Raw genomic sequence first — 21,177 nt, 5'->3', positions numbered from 1 at the left:
GAATTATTTTTTATTTTCCTTTTACTAACTCTACAGTCTCCTCGCAGATTGCGATTTCCTCGTTGGTCGGGATCACGCATGCTGTAATCTTGGAGCCTTCTTTGGTGATGATCTTCTCAACGCCGCGGCAGTTATTTGCCTCAGAATCGAATTCCAGACCCATGAACTCAAATGCTTTGCAGATGGTCTCACGAAGTGGAATAGCGTTCTCTCCAAGGCCTGCGGTGAAGGTGATCACATCTACGCCGCCCATAGCTGCGATGTAGGAACCGATGTATTTGATAATGCGGTAAGCGTATGCTTCCAGACAGTTGATGGCATCCTGATTACCTGCCTCTGCTGCTGCAGATACATCACGGTAATCGCTGGAGATGCCGGTCATGCCGAGCATACCGGATTTCTTGTTCAGAATGTTCAGAACCTCGGATACGGTCAGGTTCTCTTTGTTGCACAGATACTCAACAAAAGCCGGATCGATATCTCCGGAACGGGTTCCCATGATCACACCTTCGAGCGGGGTAAGGCCCATGGAGGTATCTACACATTTGCCGTTCTTTACAGCGGAAAGGGAAGCACCATTTCCCATATGGCATACGATGATCTTCAGATCGTTGTAGTCTTTGCCAAGGAACTCTGCGGTTCTCTTGGATACGAATTTATGAGAAGTTCCGTGGAAGCCGTATTTACGGATTGCGTATTTCTCATAGTACTCTTTCGGAATACCGTACATATATGCTTTCGGAGGCATGGTCTGATGGAATGCGGTATCAAATACTGCTACGTTTGGAACGCCCGGCATCAGTTTCATGCAGGCATTGATTCCCATCAGGTTTGCCGGATTGTGCAGAGGACCAAGGTCAGCGCACTCCTCGATAACTTTGATTACTTCGTCATCGATGATAACAGAGTTTGTGATCTTCATTCCGCCGTGCAGAACGCGGTGTCCGATGGCATCTACTTCTTCCAGGCTCTTGATGACGCCGCTCTTCTCGTTTACCAGAGCGTCCAGAACCATCTGGATTGCCTCTACGTGTGTCGGCATTGCTGCTTCTGTTACCTCTTTTTCGCCGTTCTTTGGCTCATAAACGAGGCGTCCGTCGATACCGATTCTCTCACAGAGTCCTTTTGCCAGGACGTCACGGTTATCGTAATTGATCAGCTGGAATTTCAGAGAGGAACTTCCGCAGTTTACTACTAATACGTTCATTTCTAAATTCTCCTATTTTAAAAGTCTTATTAAAACTTCTGGCCGGCCTGTTCTCCGCAGCCGGCCAGAAAACCGCTTGTAATTGGTTTTATTTCGTGCTTACTGTGCCTGGCACTGTACAGCAGTGATTGCTACAACACCAACGATATCCTCTGCGGAGCATCCACGGGACAGATCGTTGACTGGAGCTGCGATACCCTGCGTCATTGGGCCGTATGCTTCTGCTTTTGCCAGTCTCTGTACCAGTTTGTATCCGATGTTTCCGGCATCCAGATCCGGGAAGATCAGAACGTTTGCTTTTCCTGCTACTTTGCTGTCCGGAGCTTTGGATGCACCTACGCTCGGAACGATTGCTGCATCAAGCTGCAGCTCGCCGTCGAGAGCGAGATCCGGGTTTGCTTCTTTTGCAATTCTGGTAGCCTCAACAACTTTGTCTACATCAGCATGTTTTGCACTTCCTTTGGAGGAGTGGGAAAGCATAGCAACTCTTGGCTCGTTTCCGGTCAGCATGCGGTAGGACTCTGCGGAAGACTCTGCGATTGCAGCCAGCTCTTCCGGATTCGGGTTCTGGTTCAGACCGCAGTCACCGAATACGAATACACCGTCATCGCCGTACTCGCAGTCCGGAACTACCATCAGGAAGAATGCGGATACGAGTTTTGTACCTGGTTTGGTCTTTAAGATCTGCAGGCATGGACGAAGGGTATTTGCGGTAGAATGGCAGGCACCGGAAACAAGTCCGTCTGCATCTCCCATTTTAACCATCATAACGCCATAATATGTATAGTCATTCAGGATGGTCTCTCTTGCTTTCTCCGGAGTCATGCCTTTCTTTGCACGAAGCTCTACCAGCTTATCTACATAAGCCTGTGTTTTCTCGTTTTTCTCTGGATCTACAATAGTAGCTTTGGAGACATCCAGTCCCTCGCTGCCTTTCTTTACTGCCTCTTCGCTTCCGATGATGATCAGATTTGCAAGGTCCTCTTTCAGGATCTGTGCAGCAGCCTCATATGTTCTTCTGTCTTCTGACTCTGGCAGTACAATTGTTTTTTTGTCTGCTTTTGCTCTTGCTTTAATTGTGTCAATAAATCCCATGATCTTTTGACTCCTTTCGATAAATTTACTCGATATTCTCATTGTAGTACGCTTTTTGCCCTTTCGCAAGTATAAAATTCAAAACAACTGGACAAAAAATCCAAAACGGAGGAATTCTTGCATTCCTTTTCTGTTTTTGTTACGATAGGGCTATGTGATCCGCGGTTCCTCTCTGTTTGGAATCGTGCTATTTTTTTCGAAAGAAGGTACGTTTTATGACCATTACCGCAGTCATTGCAGAATATAATCCTTTTCATAACGGCCATGCTTATCAGCTGGCAAAAGCCAGGGAACTGACCGGGGCGGACTATCTTGTCGTGATTATGAGCGGCGATTTCGTCCAGCGCGGCGCACCTGCGATTCTTGACCAACATGACCGTGCGGAGCTGGCGCTTCTTGGCGGCGCGGACCTTATCTTACAGCTTCCGTGTCACTTTGCACTCGGCAGTGCACAGCATTTCGCACGCGGGGCGGTATCGCTTCTTACTGCGCTTGGCTGCGTCGATTTTCTCTGCTTTGGCAGTGAATATGGAGACACGGCGCCGTTTCTGGAACTCGCTGATGTTCTGCTCCACGAGCCGGAGGAATACCGCGAGCTGCTCTCCGGTCTGCTTCGGAACGGACTTTCCTTCCCGACGGCGCGCGCACAGGCACTTTCCGCTTATTTTTCTGACAGCGCTTCCTTCTCTTCGCTTTCAAAAGAAGAACTTGATACCTTTTTAAAAGAACCAAACAATATTTTAGGCATTGAATATGTCCAGGCACTTCTGCTGTCACAAAGCCGCATTCGGCCGGTAACGATCCGCCGGGAGGGCAGCGGCTACCACGAAGGAGCGCTTTTCACACAGGCACTCCCTTCTGCTACAGCAATGCGGAATCTTCTTTTTTCCAATCCGCATAAGGATCCGGAACTGTCCGCGCTCGCCTCCTGCATGCCGGAAGCAGTCTATCCCGCTTTCCAGGACGCCGTCACCGCACACGGCCTGCTTTCCAGCGATGATTTCAGCCTGCTCCTCGCCGCGCGGCTCCTCACAGAAACGAAGGAATCCCTTTCCTCTTATCTTGATCTTTCGCCGGATCTTGCCAACCGCATCCTCCGCCAGCGCCACGCATGCTCCTCATTCTCGGAGTTCGCCCTGCAGCTCAAAACAAAAGAGATGACCTACACCCGCATCAGCCGTGCCCTGATGCATCTGCTTCTGAACCAGAAAACATTGTACCCGGCCGGCTATAACCGTGTTCTCGGTTTCCGAAAAAGTGCCGGTGCATTGTTAAAAGAGATTAGAAGACGTTCTTCTCTGCCGCTCATTGCCAAGGCAGCCGACGCCCCGCGGCTTCTTACCGGCGATGCACTTGCCGCCTTTGAGAGCGATATACAGGCCTCTCTTTTTTACGAGACTGTCCGTTCTCACAAAACAGGGACACAGTTCGTCCATGAATACACAAAAAAGCTGGTTCTGTTATAGAACCAGCTTTTTTCCAGCAGCAGCATCATCTGCTGCTGTGGAACTGTATAGTCCTCCACAAACAGGAAAACATTTTTTGTATCTGCACTTTCTCTTGTAAAGTCAAACTGCATGAAACGCATCTCACCATTCAGTATAAAATTGATCATAACATGATGCATGATGTGTTCTGCTGTTCCCTGTGTGATTGCTTCCATCGTCATCTGCTGTTTTATCCGATTAAGATCATCTATATTGCCAGATGCATAACGCATGAGTATCTTCAAAATCAATGTACAGGATTTCTATATAATGATTTTTAAGAGCTTTTTCATATATTGCAGCCTGAACCGCTTTCTCCAACAACTGAATTCCTCCTTGTTTTCTCATGTACTATTAATGCTTCATAGCACTCCCGCTATAAATTACTTTCATCAGTAATTCCACATCAACAGGCTTAGCAACATGTTCATTCATCCCTGCTTCTTTTGCCCTTATTCTGTCCTCCGTGAACGCATTTGCTGTCATTGCAATGATCGGTATTTTCTTTGCATCCTCTCTGTCCAGAGACCTAATCATCTTTGTAGCTTCATAACCATTCATGACCGGCATCATAATGTCCATAAGAATGACATCAAATTCACCAGGTTCACTATTTCTGAACAGTTCAACAGCTTCCTGACCATCCCATGTTTTTGTCACGTCGGCACCTTTTTTCTTTCAGGAAATCCTCTCTTAGCTGCCCGCCGTTTTCTGTTTCCATTTTAATATTTGTACTCATTTGTCTGGCACTTTCAATGGCACGGAGGAGACTTTTGGATTCCGAAGATTCATTATAATGGGTGTAGTGGAACACTGCACTTTCACATAGTTTACAATCTCCACCATTCTTTTCTCTGCTTCTGCTTTTTCTGCGTGGAAGAAATAAAACAGAGAGACTACAGCTACACAGATTCCTATCAGACCGCCGAGCAGCTGGATCCGTTTTTCTCCACCTCCAGATACTTCTGGGGATCATCCAGGTATTTTTCAATGATTTTCAGGGATGTGCCATCCAGACGCATCTCTTCCTGTGTCTGGCCCATCTGCTCACAGATTCCCCTGTCATCCTCTTTTGCAAAAGCAACGCCTATTCCGGTGATCATCAGAGGCTCTTCCAGGATACGGAAGCTTGCATCATAATCCTTCCTATACTGAACGATAGATTCCTCGTGTGCAGCAACCGCATCTACATATCCTTTTCCCAGAAACGTATAGATCAGCTCCCGGTGTCCCAGGATGATCAGATTTCCCAGCTTTGGGATCCTCTCATCCGTCCGGTTCAGAAAGATGCTTTCCGGTTTGGTTGTGGACTGGACAGCGGTAATCGTCAAGACGTCCTTCCATAGAAAAAACAGCCCATGATACAATCAATCTCGCTGCTCTCCACCAGTTCTTTTTTCTCCTCCCAGTTGATCTGGACAACCTTCACCTGTTATCCCATTCTTTTGAATGCTTCCGTAGCCAGTTCTACATCAATTCCTGTCGGTACACCATCCTCATTCAGATAATTGTATGGTGGATAGCTGTCGCTGCCGAGGGTAATAACAGGCTTTTCGGTTTCTTCTTTCGTGTTATCTGTGTTTTTGCACCCTGCCAGGGTGACTGCTAAATATCAAAAGTCCTAATAAAATTACTATAGTTTTTCTTAATTTCAATGAATGATTATGTTTTTGCGTTTACTACCCCTTTTTTGTCAGCAGTTTTGTGATCGCTCTTTTTAATCGCGGAATATCAATCGGCTTTCCAATATGTTCATTCATCCCGGCCTCCAGACATGCTTTCCGATCTTCCTCAAAAGCATTTGCCGTCATGGCAATGATTGGAATCTTTTTGGCATCTTCACGTTCCAGCATACGAATTGCTTTTGTTGCTTCCAGCCCATCCATGACCGGCATCATCACATCCATGATGATGACATCATACTCATCCAACCTGGAATTCTGAAATATTTCAAGTGCCTCTTTTCCGTTTTTCGCTTCTGTAATGTTCAGATGCTCCTCCCCCAGGATTTCATGGGCTATCTCCATATTAATGACATTATCTTCAACAAGAAGCACCCGTTTTCCTGACAGATCCCTGTCCTGTGAGTAGCTGTCCTTCTGTGAATCATTATTTTCAGCCAAATAATCTATTTCAAATGGAACCGTAACCGTAAACGTGCTTCCTACATTTTCTTCGCTTTCCAGTTCTATCGTTCCACCCATCCGTTCAACAATATCTTTGACAATCGAAAGTCCCAGACCGGAGCCACTGAATGTTGTAGTTGACTGTTTGCCTTCCTGCGCAAAAGCATCAAACGCATGTTTTTGAAATTCTTCACTCATACCAAGACCGGTATCTGAACATACAAACTGAAAAACAGCTATATTCCCATCATCCGATAATTCTTCGCAATGAACATTCACTGTTCCATGAAAATGATTGTATTTAATCGCGTTGGAAGAAAGATTCATTAAAACCCTGCTCAGATGTACCGGACTTCCAATCAAATATCTGTGGCGGATTGTGCTTGCTTCCACGCCGCCTTCAAATCTTACACCATTCTCATAAGCACTCATTGCAACAACCGTCAGATTATTCCTTAACAGTTCTGCCAGATCAAAGGATTTATGTTCCAACACAAGGGAACCGGATTCCAGTTTGCTGATATCCAGGACATTGTTGATCAGATTTTGCAGATAATCGGCGGACTGAAGTACCTTCTTCCTGCATTCCCTTAACTTGACCACATCATTGTTATATTTTTCAGCGATATGGATCATCCCCACGATTCCGTTTAGCGGTGTACGGATATCGTGGCTCATACGCCGGAGAAAGGCTGTTTTTGAAAGATTCGCGCGATGAGCATCTTCCATGCTTTCCTTAAGCTGTTTCTGATACATGAGTTCCCGTGATTTTTCTTCCGTAATATCTCGTACGACATAAAGCACATCCACAGCGTTTCCATGTGCATCTCTGCTCTTTACAATAAATCTGGCCAGCCGCCATTCTCCGTTTACTCCCATAAATTCAATCGAAACAAAATTCGTATTACGAAGTCTCTCTGTCAATGTATCAAAGTCAAGAAACTCCCGGTATTTTTTTCTCTCTTCCTGGGCGGCAAATGCTGTTGGAAGTCTTTCCATAACATCATCAATTTTCCCCTTTTGTCCAAGGATTTTTTGCACAAGGTCATGGCCTTTCAAAAGCTCATATGTCCGCTCTTTAACATTGGCTTGTACGATTGTTACATACAACGTAGCAATTGCGGCAATAATCTCTGACCTCTTTGTCGCCTCATCAAGAGCCTTTTTCAACAGTACCGTACTTTTCAGATTTTCCCTCACACATCCAAGATGTCCGCCAACATCAGACAGCAGTGTAATGGAAATCTCATTCTGCCTCAAATCAGGATTATCTACCCCGATGAATCCATTCATCTGATGATTGGCATAAATCGGCACCGCAATCAAGGAACATATTTCCTGTGTTTTTAACAATTCATATTCTTCCGGTTCAGAATTTTTTGTCGCTTCCAGATCATGAATCACGATTACTTCCTTGTTTTCAAATCGTTTCACCCAGTTCGGCATCGAACTGACCGGGATTGCCTGAAGGTTATCTATCTCTGGTGCCACTCCATCGGCACACCATTCAAATGTATTGCTCAGACTGTCCTTCTGATCGGTTTCCCAGTCAAAAACATATACCCGGTCTGCCCCTGTATAGTTTCCAATCGCCTGCAACAAAGAGTGAATAATTTCTGACAGCTCCTGCTCATTTTCCACCTGATCCATAAGCGATATCTGATGCAGGATCGTGTCCATACTATGTAATTTTATTTGATAGAGTTCCTGAATCTCTTTTGTTTTCATTTTCTATCCCCCCCTGCAGTAAAACTATTATGGTTACGTCTGTGAAATAACACCGTAAGAAAGGATCCTGCTACGGCAGGATTCTCCGCTTAAACTTATGCAAAAAAACTGGTTTTATTATACTCTAACACTTTACTGCACACAAGAAAAACATTACCTTTTAGCGTTAAAAGGCAAAAAAAGAACAGCAACTGTGCCCAAAGTTCCAGTGATGTGTATCAAAAACGGAAATGGACTTTCGGCAGATATATTTTCTTCTGTTTCTCTGTCTTCAGGATCAGATGGAGGAACTGACAAAACAGACACAGACCCGCAATGATAAGATGCAGCTGATGATGGAACAGATCGTGCTGTCCAATAAGAGCAGCCAAAAAGAAAAAAACAGATCGGCAAAAAGAATGAAAACAGCTTCCAGATGCCATATCCAGATGTTACCGCTTTGTGCCTGAAAAGTCGAAGTTGAGGAACATCATATTTTGGAGATCTGAAGATCGCAGGGTGCTGGGTACATTACAGGCGCAAGTTCCATGAGGCACTGGAGGTCATACCGAAAGATCTGAGGAAACAGTCTGTTTTGTACCTCATCATGAACCCGATCCGTGCGATTTACCGGGAGGAAGGAAAGCTTTCCGGTCTTTCATCAGACGAACGGACTGCCCATCGACTTTTACATAATAAATTCCGCTGATCCATTTAGATTCCTGCAGCGCTCCGTTCTTATCCATGTAATACCATTTTCCACCGATCTTCTGCCAGCCAGTCTGCATTTTGCCGTTTTTGTTCAAATAATACTTTGTGTTTTCTATGGCGGCCTTCACATCCACATCCGCAGAGGTATTGCTAGAACAACGGCTGCTACCGCTGAAGTTCCCCGTAATAATTCATTTTTTCTTACACTTTTTATGGGTTGCAAGTAAAATTATCAATATGTAATATATCATACTATACATTCCTTAAAATTACTATTTTTATTTGCGCAGATAGTAAAAAAAGCCGGCAGCGATCCTTTCCATTCAGGATCACTGCCGGCTTTTCAGCTTTCTCTTTAGTTTTTAAACGAATGAATCGGTGCCGGGATTCTTCCTGTTCTGTTGACGAATGCCTCGCAGGAGAAGTTGTTGACCGGCATGATCGGTGCATAGCCGAGGAGGCCGCCAAATTCTACGGTCTCGCCCACGCCTTTTCCGATGACCGGAATCAGGCGGACTGCCGTTGTTTTCTGGTTGACCATACCGATGGCAAGCTCATCTGCGATGATTCCGGAGATGGTCGATGCTTTCGTGTCTCCCGGGATGGCGATCATGTCAAGGCCTACAGAGCAGACACAAGTCATAGCTTCCAGCTTCTCGATGGTCAACGCACCGTCGTTGACTGCGTTGATCATACCCTGGTCCTCAGAAACCGGGATGAATGCGCCGGAGAGACCGCCGACATAGGAAGATGCCATAACACCGCCCTTTTTCACCTGATCGTTCAGAAGTGCCAGCGCCGCCGTCGTTCCCGGTGCACCTGCGTGCTCGAGGCCGATCTCCTCAAGGATATCCGCAACGGAATCTCCGATCGCCGGAGTCGGTGCCAGGGAAAGGTCAATGATACCAAACGGAATGTTCAGCCGCTTGGAAGCCTCCTGTGCAACGAGCTGGCCGACACGCGTTACCTTAAATGCGGTCTTCTTGATCGTCTCGCAGAGTACCTCAAAGTTCTCGCCGCGTACTTTTTCCAGAGCATGTTTGACAACACCAGGGCCGGAAACGCCGACATTGATGATGGCATCCGCCTCGGTTACGCCGTGGAAAGCGCCTGCCATGAACGGGTTGTCGTCCGGTGCATTGCAGAAAACAACGAGTTTTGCGCATCCAAGGCAATTGTTCTCTTTGCTTGCCTCCGCCGTCTTCTTGATGATCTCACCCATCAGTTTGACAGCATCCATGTTGATACCGGTTTTGGTGGAGCCAAGGTTGATGGAGCTGCAGACAAAATCCGTAACAGCCAGTGCCTGCGGGATAGAACGGATCAGAAGCTCATCTGCTGTCGTCATACCTTTGCTTACCAGAGCGGAATAGCCGCCGAGGAAATTGACGCCGACTTCTTTTGCCGCACGGTCCAGAGTCTGTGCAATCGTCACGAAATCCTCCGGCGTTCTGCAGGCTGCTGCGCCGACTAAGGCAATCGGGGTAACGGAAATTCTCTTGTTTACAATCGGAATACCGAACTCGCCCTCGATCTCCTCACCTACGGAAACCAGATTTCTGGCAGTCGTCGTGATTTTGTCGTAGATTTTGCGGTTCAGCTTGTCAAGATTGGAGTCGATACAGTCCATAAGACTGATTCCAAGGGTAATGGTACGAACGTCCAGATTCTCTTTTTCGATCATCTCGTTCGTTTCCTTTACTTCAAACAGATTTATCATGTCGTTTTTCTCCTTCGCTTTAGATACGATGCATCATATTGAAAATATCTTCATGCTGGCAGCGGATGACAACGCCGATGGAACTTCCAAGCTCCTCCAGATCTTTTGCAAGCTCTGCGTTGGATTTCTCGCTCTTGGAGACGTCCGTTACCATCATCATGTTGAAATATCCCTGCACAATCGTCTGAGAAATGTCTTCGATGTTTACCTGGTTCTCTGCCAGATAATTACATACCTTTGCGATAATGCCCACGGTGTCCTTGCCTACGACAGTGATAATTGTCTTCTTCATGTTTCCATTCTCCTTTTTCTGGTTTTATGTCAAAGCCCCGGAAAAACCGGTAATGGCGGCCTTGCGAAAAACATGGTATGTAGCTAAAAATGTATATTTAAACCTCAATTAACGGTGATACTTCGCTTCTTTTAGCGACAGCGAGATGAAAATCACCCGAGTGATACGGATTATCACCCGTTGTGACCTCGCAGGCCACGGTTTCAAAGGCCAGTGCCTCATAATTATTTTCCTTGCTCAGATGGCCGAGCAGCACTTCCTGCAGATTGTCGTGCAGAATCTCGCAGAGGAGATGGCCTGCCGCCAGGTTCGATAAATGGCCTTTCGCCCCGGCGATCCGTTGTTTTAACGGATACGGGTACGGTCCGACCGCAAGCATGTTCTCGTCGTGATTTGCCTCCAACAAAACGGCATCCAGCCCGGTCAGATTCTGAACCGTGTAATCGCTGTAGACACCAAGGTCCGTCGCGATCGCAATCGATTTCCCGCCGGATTCCATGCGGTAGCCGACCGGCTCTGCCGCATCGTGGGAGATCGTAAACGGATGTACGGCGATATCACCCAGCGTAAACGTGTCATCCGCGTGAATCGTGTGGAAAATCCCCTCCGGAAACTTTCCAAGGCTCTTCGTCTGCTGCATCGCCTGAATTGTTCCATCCGTTGCGTAAATCGGAATACCGTACCGGCGCGCCAGCACGCCAAGGCCCTGGATATGATCGGAATGCTCATGTGTCACGAGAATGCCGTCCAGCTCCTTCGCGCTGCGGTCGAGAACAGCCAGTCCCGCCTCCACGCGCTTTCCGCTGATGCCCGCATCGATCAGAAGGCTTGTGGTCTCGCTTCCCGCGAAAATGCAGTTTCCGCTCGAACCACTTGCAATACTACAAAGTTTCATATCTTTTCATCCTATGGTCTAACTGTTTTTTTGTTTCCTCAAAATCGCCGCTGTTGTCGATTTCAAAATCGCAGTGGCTGCTGAATTCATCCTCGGAAAGCTGATTTGCCATGATTTCGCGAACTTTCTTCTCGGAATAGCCGCGTCCTTCGATCAATCGCTCCTTCCGGACTTCTTCATCCGCATAAATATACCACAGTTCATCACAAATTTCATCATATTTTTCTTCGATTAAGAGTGCGGCCTCCACAAAGACGTATTCCGTCCCTGCTTTTTCCGCGGCTGCAATGGCTTTTTTGATATACCGTTTTACCGCCGGATGAATGATCGCATTCAGGGCTTTTAACTTTTCTTCGTCCTGAAAAACGATCTCAGCAATCCGTTTCCGGTCAAGTTCGCCGGTCTCTGTGGTGATCTGTCTGCCGAACAGCTTCACAATCTCTCCATAGCATTCGCCGCCCGGCAGCATCACAAGGTAACCTGCCTCGTCCGCCTGGATCACCGTTGCATCATAATTCTGTCCAAGGTACGTGAGCACTTCGCTTTTTCCGGCGCCAACGCCGCCTGTAATTCCAAAAACTTTCATTCTTTTGTATCCTTTCGCTCCTGGTATGAGTGCGCTATTTCGCCTCGTACCAGTTGTTTCCTGTGTGCATATCGATCTCGAGTTTGACAGCCAGATGTGCTGCCCCGGTCATCTCCTCTTCCAGGATCTGTTCTGCCTTTTCGAGCTCGTCTTCCGGCACTTCCAGCAGCAGCTCATCGTGTACCTGAAGAAGAAGTCTGGTCTTTAACTGCTCCTCTTTCAGCCGTTTCGCCACGCGGATCATCGCTATTTTAATAATATCCGCCGCCGTTCCCTGGATCGGCGCATTCATCGCAACGCGCTCGCCGAATGACCGCTGCATAAAGTTGCTCGATTTCAGCTCCGGCATCGGCCGTCTGCGTCCGAACATCGTCACGGAATAGCCTTTCTCTTTGGCATCCTCTACGCAGCGGTTCAAAAACTCATGGATACCCGGATACGTCTCGAAATACTGCTGGATATAGGCCTCTGCCTCTTTCCGGCTGATGCCGAGATCCTGGCCCAGACCGAACGAACTGATGCCGTATACGATACCGAAGTTGACCGCCTTCGCATTTCTTCTCTGCAGCGGTGTTACCTCTTCAAGCGGCACATGGAACACTTTCGATGCCGTCATGCGGTGGATATCCTCCGCCTCGCGGTACGCCTCGATCAGGTTTTCATCGCCCGACATGTGGGCCAGCACGCGGAGCTCAATCTGGGAATAGTCGGCATCCAGAAAGACACAGCCAGGCTTTGGCACGAAGGCTTTCCGGATCAGACGGCCAAGCTCCATCCGCACTGGAATGTTCTGCAGATTCGGATCGGTACTGCTGATGCGGCCGGTCGCGGTGATGGTCTGGTTAAATGTCGAATGGATTCTTCCATCTTTCCCGATCACGGCCTGCAGACCGTCGGCGTACGTCGATTTCAGTTTGGCAAGCTGGCGGTACTCCAGAATATCGGCAACGAGTTTGTGATCCGGTGCGAGCTTTTCGAGCACATCGGCGGCGGTGGAATAACCCGTCTTGGTCTTTTTGCCGCCCGGAAGCTGCAGCTTTTCAAACAGAATCACGCCGAGCTGCTTCGGGGAATTGATGTTGAACTCCTCGCCGGCCTCCTCGTAGATCTGTGCCTCCAGCTCTCCGATCCGCTCCGCCAGCTCAGCTCCGTAAACGGAAAGTGCTTCTTTTTCTGCGGCGATTCCATCCGCTTCCATCTGACGGAGCGTAAACACCAGCGGAATCTCCACATTCCGGTACAGATCCCACATGCCCTGCTCCTTCAGCAGCTTTTCCATGTTTTCCTGTGCGGCAAATACAGCATACGCCTGATGACCTGCATACGACTCCTGCTGTTCCGGCGTCATCTTTCCTGCGGCCGGAATCTTGCTTCCGCCGAAGATCTCTTCCACTGCCGGCACATAGCGGTGTACGTACTCTTTTACGATATCATCGTACGAATACTGTGATTTCAATGGATTTAATAAATACGCGGCAATTCCGGCATCAAACAGATGGGCTTCATCGGCGTCCGGCATATCCTTCAGAAATTCTTTTCCGTCCATGACGCAGAAAACCGGAATCTGCTTCTGCAACTCAGTCAATTTTTCTTTTAAATAATCTCCGGTCAGGAAACCTTCTGCTGGGAAGTAAACAACATCCGGCTCTCCGCTTCCATACGCAACTGCCATACCGACAAGTGAACGGCTCCGATCTGCCATCGGTCCGTCCTTCGGGGTTTCTTCTGTCAGAAGAGCGGCTCCTGCCTTCTCCTCCTTCGCGATGGTTCCAAAGAGTTCTTCCGCCTCGGAAAAATCCGTTACGGTGCGCAGAAAGACGGCATCCTCTGGTTCTGCATTCGTCTCCTCGAAGCGGCCCAGCAGGTTTTTAAACTCCAGACGTTTGAACATCTCATACGCTTTTGATGTATAAAAATTCGAGAGTGCCGCTTTTTCACGGTCGAGCTCCACCGGCGCATCGGTATCAATCGTTGCAAGTTTTTTGCTTAATTCCGCCAGATCATAATGATCACGCATCGCCTCTTTTGCCTTGTTCGGTTTGATCTCCTCGAAATGTGCATGCGCATTTTCCAGTGTCTCGTACTGCAGCAGGATTTTCGTCGCGGTTTTCTCGCCGACACCCGGCAGACCCGGGATATTGTCTGCGGTATCGCCCATCAGCGCTTTCAGATCGATGATCTGTTTCGGGAGAAGACTGTATTTTTCCAGCACCTCTGCCGTGTGGTAATTTTCAATCGTCGTCACACGCTTTACGGTCTTTGGAATCCGGATCAGAATGTGGTCCGTTGCAAGCTGCAGCAGGTCGCGGTCTCCGGATACGATCGTAACTTCCATCCCTTCCGCCTCGCATTTGCGGCCGAGCGTTCCTAAGATATCATCCGCCTCATAGCCCTCTTTTGTGACAATCTCAATGTCCATTGCTGCGAGCACTTCCTGGATCACCGGGACCTGTTCGCGCAATTCCTGCGGCATCGGCTTTCTCGTTTCCTTGTACTGGTCATACATTTTGTGGCGGAATGTCGGCGCATGGAGGTCAAACGCCACGGCAAGATACTGCGGCTGCTCCTCATCGAGAATTTTAAACAGAATATTCAGGAATCCATATACGGCGTTCGTGTGCAGTCCTTCTGCATTGGACAGATCCGGTACGCCGTAAAAAGCCCGGTTCAGAATACTGTGTCCGTCCAGTAATACGATTTTATCACTCATAATAATCCTTTCAGCCAGGGTAATTCTATCACTTCAAAATAGTGCAGAGCCAGGAGCACCAGAAACAGAACGAGAATCAGCATCAGCACCCGGAAAAACGTATCTTTGTACCGGCGGTGTCTCGCTTCTTCCTCTTTTTTCTCCAGATCGCGTTCCAGAAGTCCTGTCAGATTGTAGGAATCGGGCGCGTCATCCTCGAAATATGCCATCGCACGGTTCACAATAAAATATGTCTCCAGTTCCTCGTGGCATGTATGGCATTTCCGGATATGGGAAATAAACGGTTCCATCTCTTTCTCCGGCATATTTCCCTGCACGTATGGCTGTATTAATTTTTCTGCTTCTTTACAGTCCATAAAATCCTGCTCTCCTTTTGTATCCGGCCAGTGTTTTCCTCTGGCCGTTTTTTCTGCTATCTACCATCATACACTATTTTCTCATAATTTAAAAGAGACAACCCGCCGAAAATGGGTTGTCTCTTGTTCTCTTATAAGATAACTGTTTTCTAGTGGATTTCCATTATGCACGGACAATGTTCGGGGTCTCTTTTCCTGCCTCGAAATCCAGTGCATTCTGCAGTGTGGTCTCTGCAATCGCACGCAGTGCTTCCTCGGTGAAGAATCCCTGATGTGAAGTGATCATAACGTTCGGGAAGGACAGGAGACGTGCTGTGGTGGAGTGCTCCAGAATCTCATCGGAACGGTCCTCGAATACGTTCGGGGTTTCCTCCTCGTATACGTCAAGGCCGACGCCGAAGAATTTTCTTGCACGGATTCCCTCGATCAGGTCGTCTGTCTTTACCAGACCTCCGCGGGACGTATTGACCAGGATCACGCCGTCTTTCATCTTTTTGATGCTCTCGCGGTTGATCATGTGGTATGTGCTGTCCATCAGCGGGCAGTGCAGGGAGATCAGATCACTCTGTGCCAGCAGTTCATCAAGAGTTACGTACGTAACAAAATCTTTTAAGGATTCATTCTGGTATACATCGTAAGCAATAACTTTCATGCCGAAACCGCGGCAGATTCTTGCCATAGCCGCACCGATTTTTCCGGTTCCGACGATTCCGGCGGTCTTCTGATAGAAGTTAAATCCCATCAGTCCGCCCAGGCTGAAGTCGTTTTCTCTTACTTTCGTATATGCTTTGTGCATGTGGCGGTTGACCGTCATGGCCAGTGTCATCGCATGCTCAGCTACAGCCTCCGGGGAGTAACCCGGTACACGGCGTACATCAATGCCGTATTTTGCAGCTGTCTTTAAATCTACGTTGTTGAAGCCTGCGCAACGCATCAGGATCAGCTTGACACCTGCCTCATGCAGTGCTTCTACGGTTTTTGTTCCGACATCGGAGTTTACGAAGGCGCACACGGCATCGTAGCCCTTTGCCAGGGAAGCGGTTCTTGCAGCAAGGCCGGTTTTTAAATATTCCACTTCAATTTCTGGAAACTGCTCTTTGGTTCGGTCGAAAGATTCTCTGTCGTAGCTCTGGGTATCGTAAAATAAAATTTTCATAATGTTTTTCCTCCTCGCTTTGCGGTCATCTTATTGTTCCCGCTTACAGGTATTACTATACTTCATTGTTAAAACTTTGTCAATGTATTATTTGTTAAAATTTTATCAATTAGTAAATTTATTTTCAACATCTTTCACAACAGTACAAATTTACTGGATCACCTCGTCCAGGAACCGGGACGGCTCGACTTTCTTTTCAAACCGTTCCTCCACGTAACAGAGCGTCAGCTCTTTCCGGGCGCGCGTCATTCCGACGTAGAACATCCGCCGCTCCTCCTCGATCGCCTCCGCAAGGACTGCTTTCTGATACGGCATTACACCCTCGTTGACGTCAAGAAGATAGACCTTGTCGTACTCGAGTCCCTTGACGCTGTGCAGGGTGGAAACCATAACTCCTTCCGCACTCTCTGCGCGCTGCTTCTGTTTTTCCTTCATCTTCTGCTGGTATTCCTCAATATGTGCAAACCAGCCCTCGATGCTTTTCTGGGTCTTTGCCGCCTCCTGCAGCTCGTCCAAAACGGAAATCAGATCATCCTCTTTCAGATGGCGGTATGCAGCATATTCCTTCACATACTGTTCATAGCCGATCGCATAGCGGATGTAATTGACCGCGCCGAACGGCGATAAATGCGTCAGTGTCGTGATATCCTGCTCCAGTTTGCGGATCCGCTGGCACATCCAGTCTTTTTCTTCGTAATATTCCAGAAGTGCATCGAACGAAACAGTCGCCTCCTCAAAGGCATCCCGCGACAGATAACGGTTCGGGCGGTTGGCAATCTTTAAAAACTCGCCGCGCTTCCGGCTTCCCATCGCAAGATTCAGATACGTCAGCAGATCTTTCGCAATCCAGTGGTCATAGAGATCCGGCAGGGTATCCCGCATCTGGAACGGGATCTGTGCTTCCATCAGTTCCTCTACTGCTGTCCGGCAGCCAAGATTCGTGCGGAACAAAAGCGCCATCTCTTCATACGGACAGCCGTTTTTCTCCGCCTCCCGCAGCTCCTCGGCAACGGCACGCATCTCCTCGCGCGGGTTCTTATATCCCCGGATTGCAACCGGAGCGCCTTTCTCGTTGTCGGTGGAAATCGCCTTTTCATACCGCTTTTTGTTGTGGTGGATCAGGCATTGGGACCGCTTCACGATAAATTCCGTACTACGGTAATTTTTATCGAGCACTACCTGCGCCGCGCCCGGGTAATCTTTCGGAAAATTCAGCATGATCTCCGGCTTGGCCCCGCGGAACTGATAAATCGACTGATCGTCATCACCGACAATAAAGAGGTTATTTTCCGGCAGCGCCAGCATCCGCACAATCTCATACTGCACGGGGCTGATGTCCTGAAACTCGTCAATCAGGATATACTGAAATTTCTGCTGCCAGGCGCGGAGGACCTCCGGCCGCTCCAGAAAGAGACGTTTGCACTGCACCATCAGATCGTCGAAATCGAGTTTTTTGTTCTCCTTCCGCCATTTCTCATACGCCTCATAGATTTCGCGAAATTTTTCCTGCGGCATACAGGCGGAATAGTAATGTTCCAGCGGGATCTGATTGTTCTTCACAGTGCTGATTTCGCGCGCCAGATTTTCCTCGAGATCCTCTTCCTCCAGGTCTCTGGCATAGTGGTTGACCAGCTCGCGCATCAGCCGCTTTTTCTCTTCCTCGCTTAAAATATTGTTGCCGGACATGCGATACGTATGGCGCAGAATCGCGTAGAATACCCCGTGGAACGTTCCAAAGGTGACCTGGGTACTCGTCTTTCCCATCGCCTTCAAATACCGCTCCTTCATCTCTTTTGCCGCCGCACGCGTAAATGTTACGACAAGAATACGAGAGGCGGAAATGCCGCTCGTTACAAGCTGGCAGGTCCGCCCCGTAATCACTGCGGTTTTCCCCGACCCCGGTCCGGCAAGGACCATCATGGGGCCGGTGGTATGCATCACCGCTTTTTTCTGTGAATTATTATATATCATTTGGATAATTTCTCAATCGCTTTGTCGATGCGGGCAAGAGACTCCTCTTTTCCCAGAACCTCAAGGATTTCCGTTGCGCCGGCCGGTGTCATCTGTTTTCCGGAAAGAGCGGTACGGATCGGCCACATAATATAACCGGTCTTGTATCCTTTTTCTTTTCCGAATGCGCTGAGCATCTCAAAGAGAGCATCATTGCTGAAATCTTCCTGCGCTGCCAGCAGCGGTTTTACTTCCTGAAGAAGTGCAAGGGAGGTCTCCTCGTTTGTCTTCATCTTTTTGTGAGTGTACATCGAAGCGTCGTATTCCGGAACTTCCTCGAAGAAGTCGATGAGGTCTGCAATATCCGGGAATACTTCGATTCTTGTTTTTACCATGGCTGCAATTTTCTTAAAATCGAGCGGACGGTGGATTGTCTTCTGGATATACGGAAGCGCCATCTCATAGAACTTCTCGTCGTCCATTGCCTTCATGTACTCGCCGTTCATCCAGCGGAGTTTTGTCATATCGAAAACGGCCGGAGATTTGCTGATGTGGTGGTAATCGAAGATTTTTACCAGCTCCTCGAGAGAATAGATCTCGCGGTTTCCTTCCGGGCTCCATCCAAGAAGGGCTACGAAGTTGACAATGGCATCTTTTAAGAAGCCCTGATCGATCAGGTCTTCATAAGAAGAATGGCCGCAGCGTTTGGACAGCTTCTGATGCTCCTCGTTGGTGATCAGCGGACAGTGTACGTAAACCGGAACTTCCCAGCCGAATGCCTCGTAAATACGGTTGTATTTCGGGGATGAGGACAGATACTCATTACCGCGGACAACGTGGGTTACACCCATCAGATGGTCGTCGATGACGTTTGCGAAGTTGTAGGTCGGATATCCGTCGGATTTGATCAGGATCAGGTCTTCCAGCTCCTCGTTGTTTACGGTGATATCTCCGTAGATCTCATCATGGAAGGTTGTGGTTCCTTCGGTCGGCATATTGAAACGGATGACGTACGGTTTGCCGGCTGCCAGATTGGCCTCTACTTCCTCTTTGGAAAGACCAAGGCAGTGTTTGTCGTAGATCGAGATTTCTTTTCCGCCTACGTTACGCTTGCACTGGCTCAGGCGCTCTGCGTCACAGAAGCAGTAATAAGCGTCACCCTGCTCTACCAGCTGTTTTGCGTATTTCAGGTACAGACCTGCTGCATTACGCTCGCTCTGTACGTACGGGCCGCAGCCGCCGTCTTTGTCCGGTCCCTCGTCGTGTACCAGGCCGGTCTCTTTTAAGGTACGGTAGATGATATCAAGTGCGCCTTCCTGGAAACGCTCCTGGTCGGTATCCTCGATACGGAGCATAAAGGTTCCGTCATCGTGTTTTGCGATCAGATACGCATACAGGGCAGTACGCAGGTTTCCTACATGCATCCGGCCTGTCGGGCTCGGTGCAAATCTTGTTTTTACATTGCTCATTTTTCTTTTCTCCTGATTTCTGGTTTTTCTGGAACAATCCTTTTGTCTGTTCCCTTCCACCATTTATTTAGAATGGAAAACAGCCCGGCGTTTCTTCCGAGCTGCACCATCCTTCCACTTTTGCCAGCGGCAATGCTCTTTTTCAGACCTCTACGCCGTGCTGTTTCAAATATTCCATAAAGTCGCCGACGGTAGAAAGGTCTGTCAGTTCGTCGGTGTCGATTTCAATTCCGTACTCGTCTTCTAATGCCATAACCATCTCGTAAAGATCCAGGGAATCTGCACCCAGGTCATCTTTAAAAGAGGTATCTTCGTTGATGCTGTCTGCATCACAGTTGAGCTGTTCTACTAAAATTTCTTTTATCTTTTCTAACATTATTCTGCTCCTTCCTGCCTCTACCCGGCAGCCAGTATTTCTTTCGAAAAAAGTGTATCTGTTATTCCGGCATTTGTCAATAGATTTTTCTACTTTTACTGTTCTTCCGCCTGTGCCTCTCCTTCTCCGCTCTTTCCATCCTGGAACACAATAAAGCGGGAGACGCACAGGGCAATGCCGATTTCCGTCAGGATAAAGAGCACCGATGTTCCTCCGTAACTGATAAATGGAAGGGTAATTCCCGTTGCCGGCATCAGTTTCAGAACAACGCACAGGTTCAGAATAACCTGAATGGAAATATGTGCAAAAACGCCGCTCACCATCAGCATTCCATACGCGTCCGGCGCATTCTGTGCAACCACAAACAGACGGTACAGCAGGTAGCCAAACAGCAGCAATACAAGAAGCGCGCCAAATATTCCAAGCTCCTCGCAGATGATCGAGAAGATCATATCGTTCTGTGCTTCCGGAATTGTTGTAATCTTCTGCGTACTGTTGCCAAGTCCTTTTCCGAGAAATCCACCGGATCCAATCGCATAAAGTCCCTGCAGAATCTGATAGCTGCCTCCGGAAAGCCATTCATAGATACGGTTCGACCGGAAGTCACCGCCTATTCTTTCAAAGATCTGCAGATTATTTTTTAAAATGATAATCGCAAAAACGCCAATTACTGCCGCGCCCGGAATCACACGCGCATAAAATTTTACCTCCGGGTCCGCCAGAAACAAAATGACGCAGGCGATGAGTCCAAGAATAATGGCGGTACTCAGGTTGTCCGTCAGAATCCACGCAGCCAGCGCCTGCAGCACGCCAAGTCCGAGGACAATCGCTTTTGCGCGGATGGTACGCATATTTTTTCCCATCTTCAGGATAATGTATGGCAAATACAGAATCAGCCCCAGCTTTCCAATCTCCGCAGGCTGAAGACTGACACCGCCGATCCGGAGCCATCTTCTCGCCCCGTAGGCTTCATAACCAAGCGGCGTAAACCTTACCGCCGCCATCAGAAGGAGACTTCCCCAGTATACCAGTGCTGCAATCCGCTGGAACCATACACTATGATAATCTACAAACTTCGACAATATCACAATCCCCACCAGAACAATAGCAGAAAGCCCCGCCTGATGCGTGAAATAATACATATCATTTCCCTTGAATGTACTGGCCGCCTCGTAGGCACTCGCGCTGTACAGCATAATCAGTCCGAAGCTGACCAGCAAAATAGTGCAGGCCAGCAGGTTATAATCATAAAAATCCGAAGGAAGTTTTTTCTTCCTCTTTTTCTTCTTTTCTTTCTTCTGGGATGGCATGTTTACTTTCTCTGCCATGAAGTT

The 21,177-nt window shown here is 48.1% G+C and carries 18 protein-coding genes and 2 pseudogenes; 2 read left to right on the top strand and 18 right to left on the bottom strand.

Annotated elements, in window-relative coordinates:
• Positions 1–10: 10 nt before the first annotated feature.
• A complete protein-coding gene (locus PGS38_RS10210) occupies positions 11–1,207 on the bottom strand; it encodes an acetate kinase (protein ID WP_022462727.1) in 1,197 nt (398 codons plus the stop codon).
• 99 nt (positions 1,208–1,306) lie between these two features.
• A complete protein-coding gene (pta, locus tag PGS38_RS10205; RefSeq protein ID WP_022462726.1) occupies positions 1,307–2,302 on the bottom strand; it encodes a phosphate acetyltransferase in 996 nt (331 codons plus the stop codon).
• A 215-nt stretch (positions 2,303–2,517) separates the two neighbouring features.
• Here pta and PGS38_RS10200 point away from each other — a divergent pair, with 215 nt between their 5' ends.
• Entirely contained in the window at positions 2,518–3,768 is a 1,251-nt protein-coding gene (locus PGS38_RS10200) for a tRNA(Met) cytidine acetate ligase (RefSeq protein ID WP_117805083.1), read from the top strand.
• Here the strand turns inward: PGS38_RS10200 and PGS38_RS10195 are convergent.
• The 4 genes and pseudogenes from PGS38_RS10195 to PGS38_RS10175 all read right to left on the bottom strand — a co-directional run bounded on the left by PGS38_RS10195 (position 3,711) and on the right by PGS38_RS10175 (position 7,643).
• Entirely contained in the window at positions 3,711–4,022 is a 312-nt protein-coding gene (locus PGS38_RS10195) for a hypothetical protein (RefSeq protein ID WP_147342484.1), read from the bottom strand. The two genes, PGS38_RS10200 and PGS38_RS10195, sit on opposite strands and share 58 nt — an antisense overlap.
• Positions 4,023–4,143: 121 nt before the next feature.
• Positions 4,144–4,449, bottom strand: a complete 306-nt coding sequence (locus tag PGS38_RS10190; RefSeq protein ID WP_055228394.1) for a response regulator — start codon at positions 4,447–4,449, stop codon at positions 4,144–4,146.
• Between the two features lie 257 nt (positions 4,450–4,706).
• Positions 4,707–5,444, bottom strand: a pseudogene (locus tag PGS38_RS17810) (substrate-binding periplasmic protein).
• A gap of 24 nt (positions 5,445–5,468) precedes the next feature.
• Complete coding sequence (locus PGS38_RS10175; RefSeq protein ID WP_118594900.1) at positions 5,469–7,643, bottom strand: hybrid sensor histidine kinase/response regulator; 2,175 nt, start codon at positions 7,641–7,643, stop codon at positions 5,469–5,471.
• Positions 7,644–8,124: 481 nt separating this feature from the next.
• On the opposite strand from PGS38_RS10175, the pseudogene PGS38_RS10170 reads away from it, so the two are divergent.
• Positions 8,125–8,307, top strand: a pseudogene (locus PGS38_RS10170) (IS66 family transposase); the annotation flags it as partial.
• On the opposite strand, the gene PGS38_RS10165 reads toward PGS38_RS10170, so the two are convergent.
• The 12 genes from PGS38_RS10165 to PGS38_RS10110 form a co-directional block, all read right to left on the bottom strand.
• Positions 8,228–8,461 carry a hypothetical protein gene (locus tag PGS38_RS10165; RefSeq protein WP_055267335.1) on the bottom strand — a complete coding sequence of 78 codons (234 nt, stop codon included), beginning with the start codon at positions 8,459–8,461 and terminating at the stop codon, positions 8,228–8,230. The pseudogene PGS38_RS10170 and the gene PGS38_RS10165 sit on opposite strands and share 80 nt — an antisense overlap.
• Before the next feature lie 227 nt (positions 8,462–8,688).
• Positions 8,689–10,053 carry a PFL family protein gene (locus PGS38_RS10160; protein ID WP_055267333.1) on the bottom strand — a complete coding sequence of 455 codons (1,365 nt, stop codon included), beginning with the start codon at positions 10,051–10,053 and terminating at the stop codon, positions 8,689–8,691.
• Between the two features lie 19 nt (positions 10,054–10,072).
• Positions 10,073–10,345 carry an ACT domain-containing protein gene (locus PGS38_RS10155; protein ID WP_022462719.1) on the bottom strand — a complete coding sequence of 91 codons (273 nt, stop codon included), beginning with the start codon at positions 10,343–10,345 and terminating at the stop codon, positions 10,073–10,075.
• A 97-nt stretch (positions 10,346–10,442) separates the two neighbouring features.
• A complete protein-coding gene (locus tag PGS38_RS10150) occupies positions 10,443–11,240 on the bottom strand; it encodes an MBL fold metallo-hydrolase (RefSeq protein ID WP_055218850.1) in 798 nt (265 codons plus the stop codon).
• A complete protein-coding gene (coaE, locus tag PGS38_RS10145; protein WP_118594901.1) occupies positions 11,227–11,826 on the bottom strand; it encodes a dephospho-CoA kinase in 600 nt (199 codons plus the stop codon). The genes PGS38_RS10150 and coaE overlap by 14 nt, the downstream gene beginning before the upstream one ends.
• Before the next feature lie 34 nt (positions 11,827–11,860).
• A complete protein-coding gene (gene polA, locus PGS38_RS10140; RefSeq protein WP_118594902.1) occupies positions 11,861–14,536 on the bottom strand; it encodes a DNA polymerase I in 2,676 nt (891 codons plus the stop codon).
• Positions 14,533–14,892, bottom strand: coding sequence for a zf-HC2 domain-containing protein (locus PGS38_RS10135; RefSeq protein ID WP_022462716.1), 360 nt, complete (start codon positions 14,890–14,892; stop codon positions 14,533–14,535). Before PGS38_RS10135 ends, polA begins: the two co-directional genes overlap by 4 nt.
• Before the next feature lie 163 nt (positions 14,893–15,055).
• Positions 15,056–16,048 (bottom strand): 2-hydroxyacid dehydrogenase, encoded by a 993-nt coding sequence (locus tag PGS38_RS10130; RefSeq protein ID WP_022462715.1) that lies wholly within the window; start codon positions 16,046–16,048, stop codon positions 15,056–15,058.
• 150 nt (positions 16,049–16,198) lie between these two features.
• Positions 16,199–18,019 (bottom strand): ATP-dependent helicase, encoded by a 1,821-nt coding sequence (locus tag PGS38_RS10125; protein ID WP_118594903.1) that lies wholly within the window; start codon positions 18,017–18,019, stop codon positions 16,199–16,201.
• Entirely contained in the window at positions 18,016–19,467 is a 1,452-nt protein-coding gene (gltX, locus tag PGS38_RS10120) for a glutamate--tRNA ligase (protein WP_022462713.1), read from the bottom strand. Before gltX ends, PGS38_RS10125 begins: the two co-directional genes overlap by 4 nt.
• Before the next feature lie 142 nt (positions 19,468–19,609).
• Positions 19,610–19,843 carry an acyl carrier protein gene (gene acpP / locus PGS38_RS10115; RefSeq protein ID WP_022462712.1) on the bottom strand — a complete coding sequence of 78 codons (234 nt, stop codon included), beginning with the start codon at positions 19,841–19,843 and terminating at the stop codon, positions 19,610–19,612.
• A gap of 95 nt (positions 19,844–19,938) precedes the next feature.
• Entirely contained in the window at positions 19,939–21,171 is a 1,233-nt protein-coding gene (locus PGS38_RS10110) for an FtsW/RodA/SpoVE family cell cycle protein (RefSeq protein ID WP_226906412.1), read from the bottom strand.
• Positions 21,172–21,177: the final 6 nt, after the last annotated feature.

This window comes from Fusicatenibacter saccharivorans (assembly GCF_027667425.1).
Lineage (GTDB): Bacteria > Bacillota > Clostridia > Lachnospirales > Lachnospiraceae > Fusicatenibacter > Fusicatenibacter saccharivorans.
Note: the sequence above shows the minus strand (reverse complement) of the source record. Positions and strands in the feature narration are given on the sequence as shown.

Coding starts and splice junctions, on each gene's coding strand:
- PGS38_RS10210 (WP_022462727.1), bottom strand. CDS start 1,207: ATGAACGTATTAGTAGTAAACTGCGGAAGTTCCTCTCTGAAATTCCAG.
- pta (WP_022462726.1), bottom strand. CDS start 2,302: ATGGGATTTATTGACACAATTAAAGCAAGAGCAAAAGCAGACAAAAAA.
- PGS38_RS10200 (WP_117805083.1), top strand. CDS start 2,518: ATGACCATTACCGCAGTCATTGCAGAATATAATCCTTTTCATAACGGC.
- PGS38_RS10195 (WP_147342484.1), bottom strand. CDS start 4,022: ATGCGTTATGCATCTGGCAATATAGATGATCTTAATCGGATAAAACAG.
- PGS38_RS10175 (WP_118594900.1), bottom strand. CDS start 7,643: ATGAAAACAAAAGAGATTCAGGAACTCTATCAAATAAAATTACATAGT.
- PGS38_RS10160 (WP_055267333.1), bottom strand. CDS start 10,053: ATGATAAATCTGTTTGAAGTAAAGGAAACGAACGAGATGATCGAAAAA.
- PGS38_RS10155 (WP_022462719.1), bottom strand. CDS start 10,345: ATGAAGAAGACAATTATCACTGTCGTAGGCAAGGACACCGTGGGCATT.
- PGS38_RS10150 (WP_055218850.1), bottom strand. CDS start 11,240: ATGAAACTTTGTAGTATTGCAAGTGGTTCGAGCGGAAACTGCATTTTC.
- coaE (WP_118594901.1), bottom strand. CDS start 11,826: ATGAAAGTTTTTGGAATTACAGGCGGCGTTGGCGCCGGAAAAAGCGAA.
- polA (WP_118594902.1), bottom strand. CDS start 14,536: ATGAGTGATAAAATCGTATTACTGGACGGACACAGTATTCTGAACCGG.
- PGS38_RS10135 (WP_022462716.1), bottom strand. CDS start 14,892: ATGGACTGTAAAGAAGCAGAAAAATTAATACAGCCATACGTGCAGGGA.
- PGS38_RS10130 (WP_022462715.1), bottom strand. CDS start 16,048: ATGAAAATTTTATTTTACGATACCCAGAGCTACGACAGAGAATCTTTC.
- PGS38_RS10125 (WP_118594903.1), bottom strand. CDS start 18,019: ATGATATATAATAATTCACAGAAAAAAGCGGTGATGCATACCACCGGC.
- gltX (WP_022462713.1), bottom strand. CDS start 19,467: ATGAGCAATGTAAAAACAAGATTTGCACCGAGCCCGACAGGCCGGATG.
- acpP (WP_022462712.1), bottom strand. CDS start 19,843: ATGTTAGAAAAGATAAAAGAAATTTTAGTAGAACAGCTCAACTGTGAT.
- PGS38_RS10110 (WP_226906412.1), bottom strand. CDS start 21,171: ATGGCAGAGAAAGTAAACATGCCATCCCAGAAGAAAGAAAAGAAGAAA.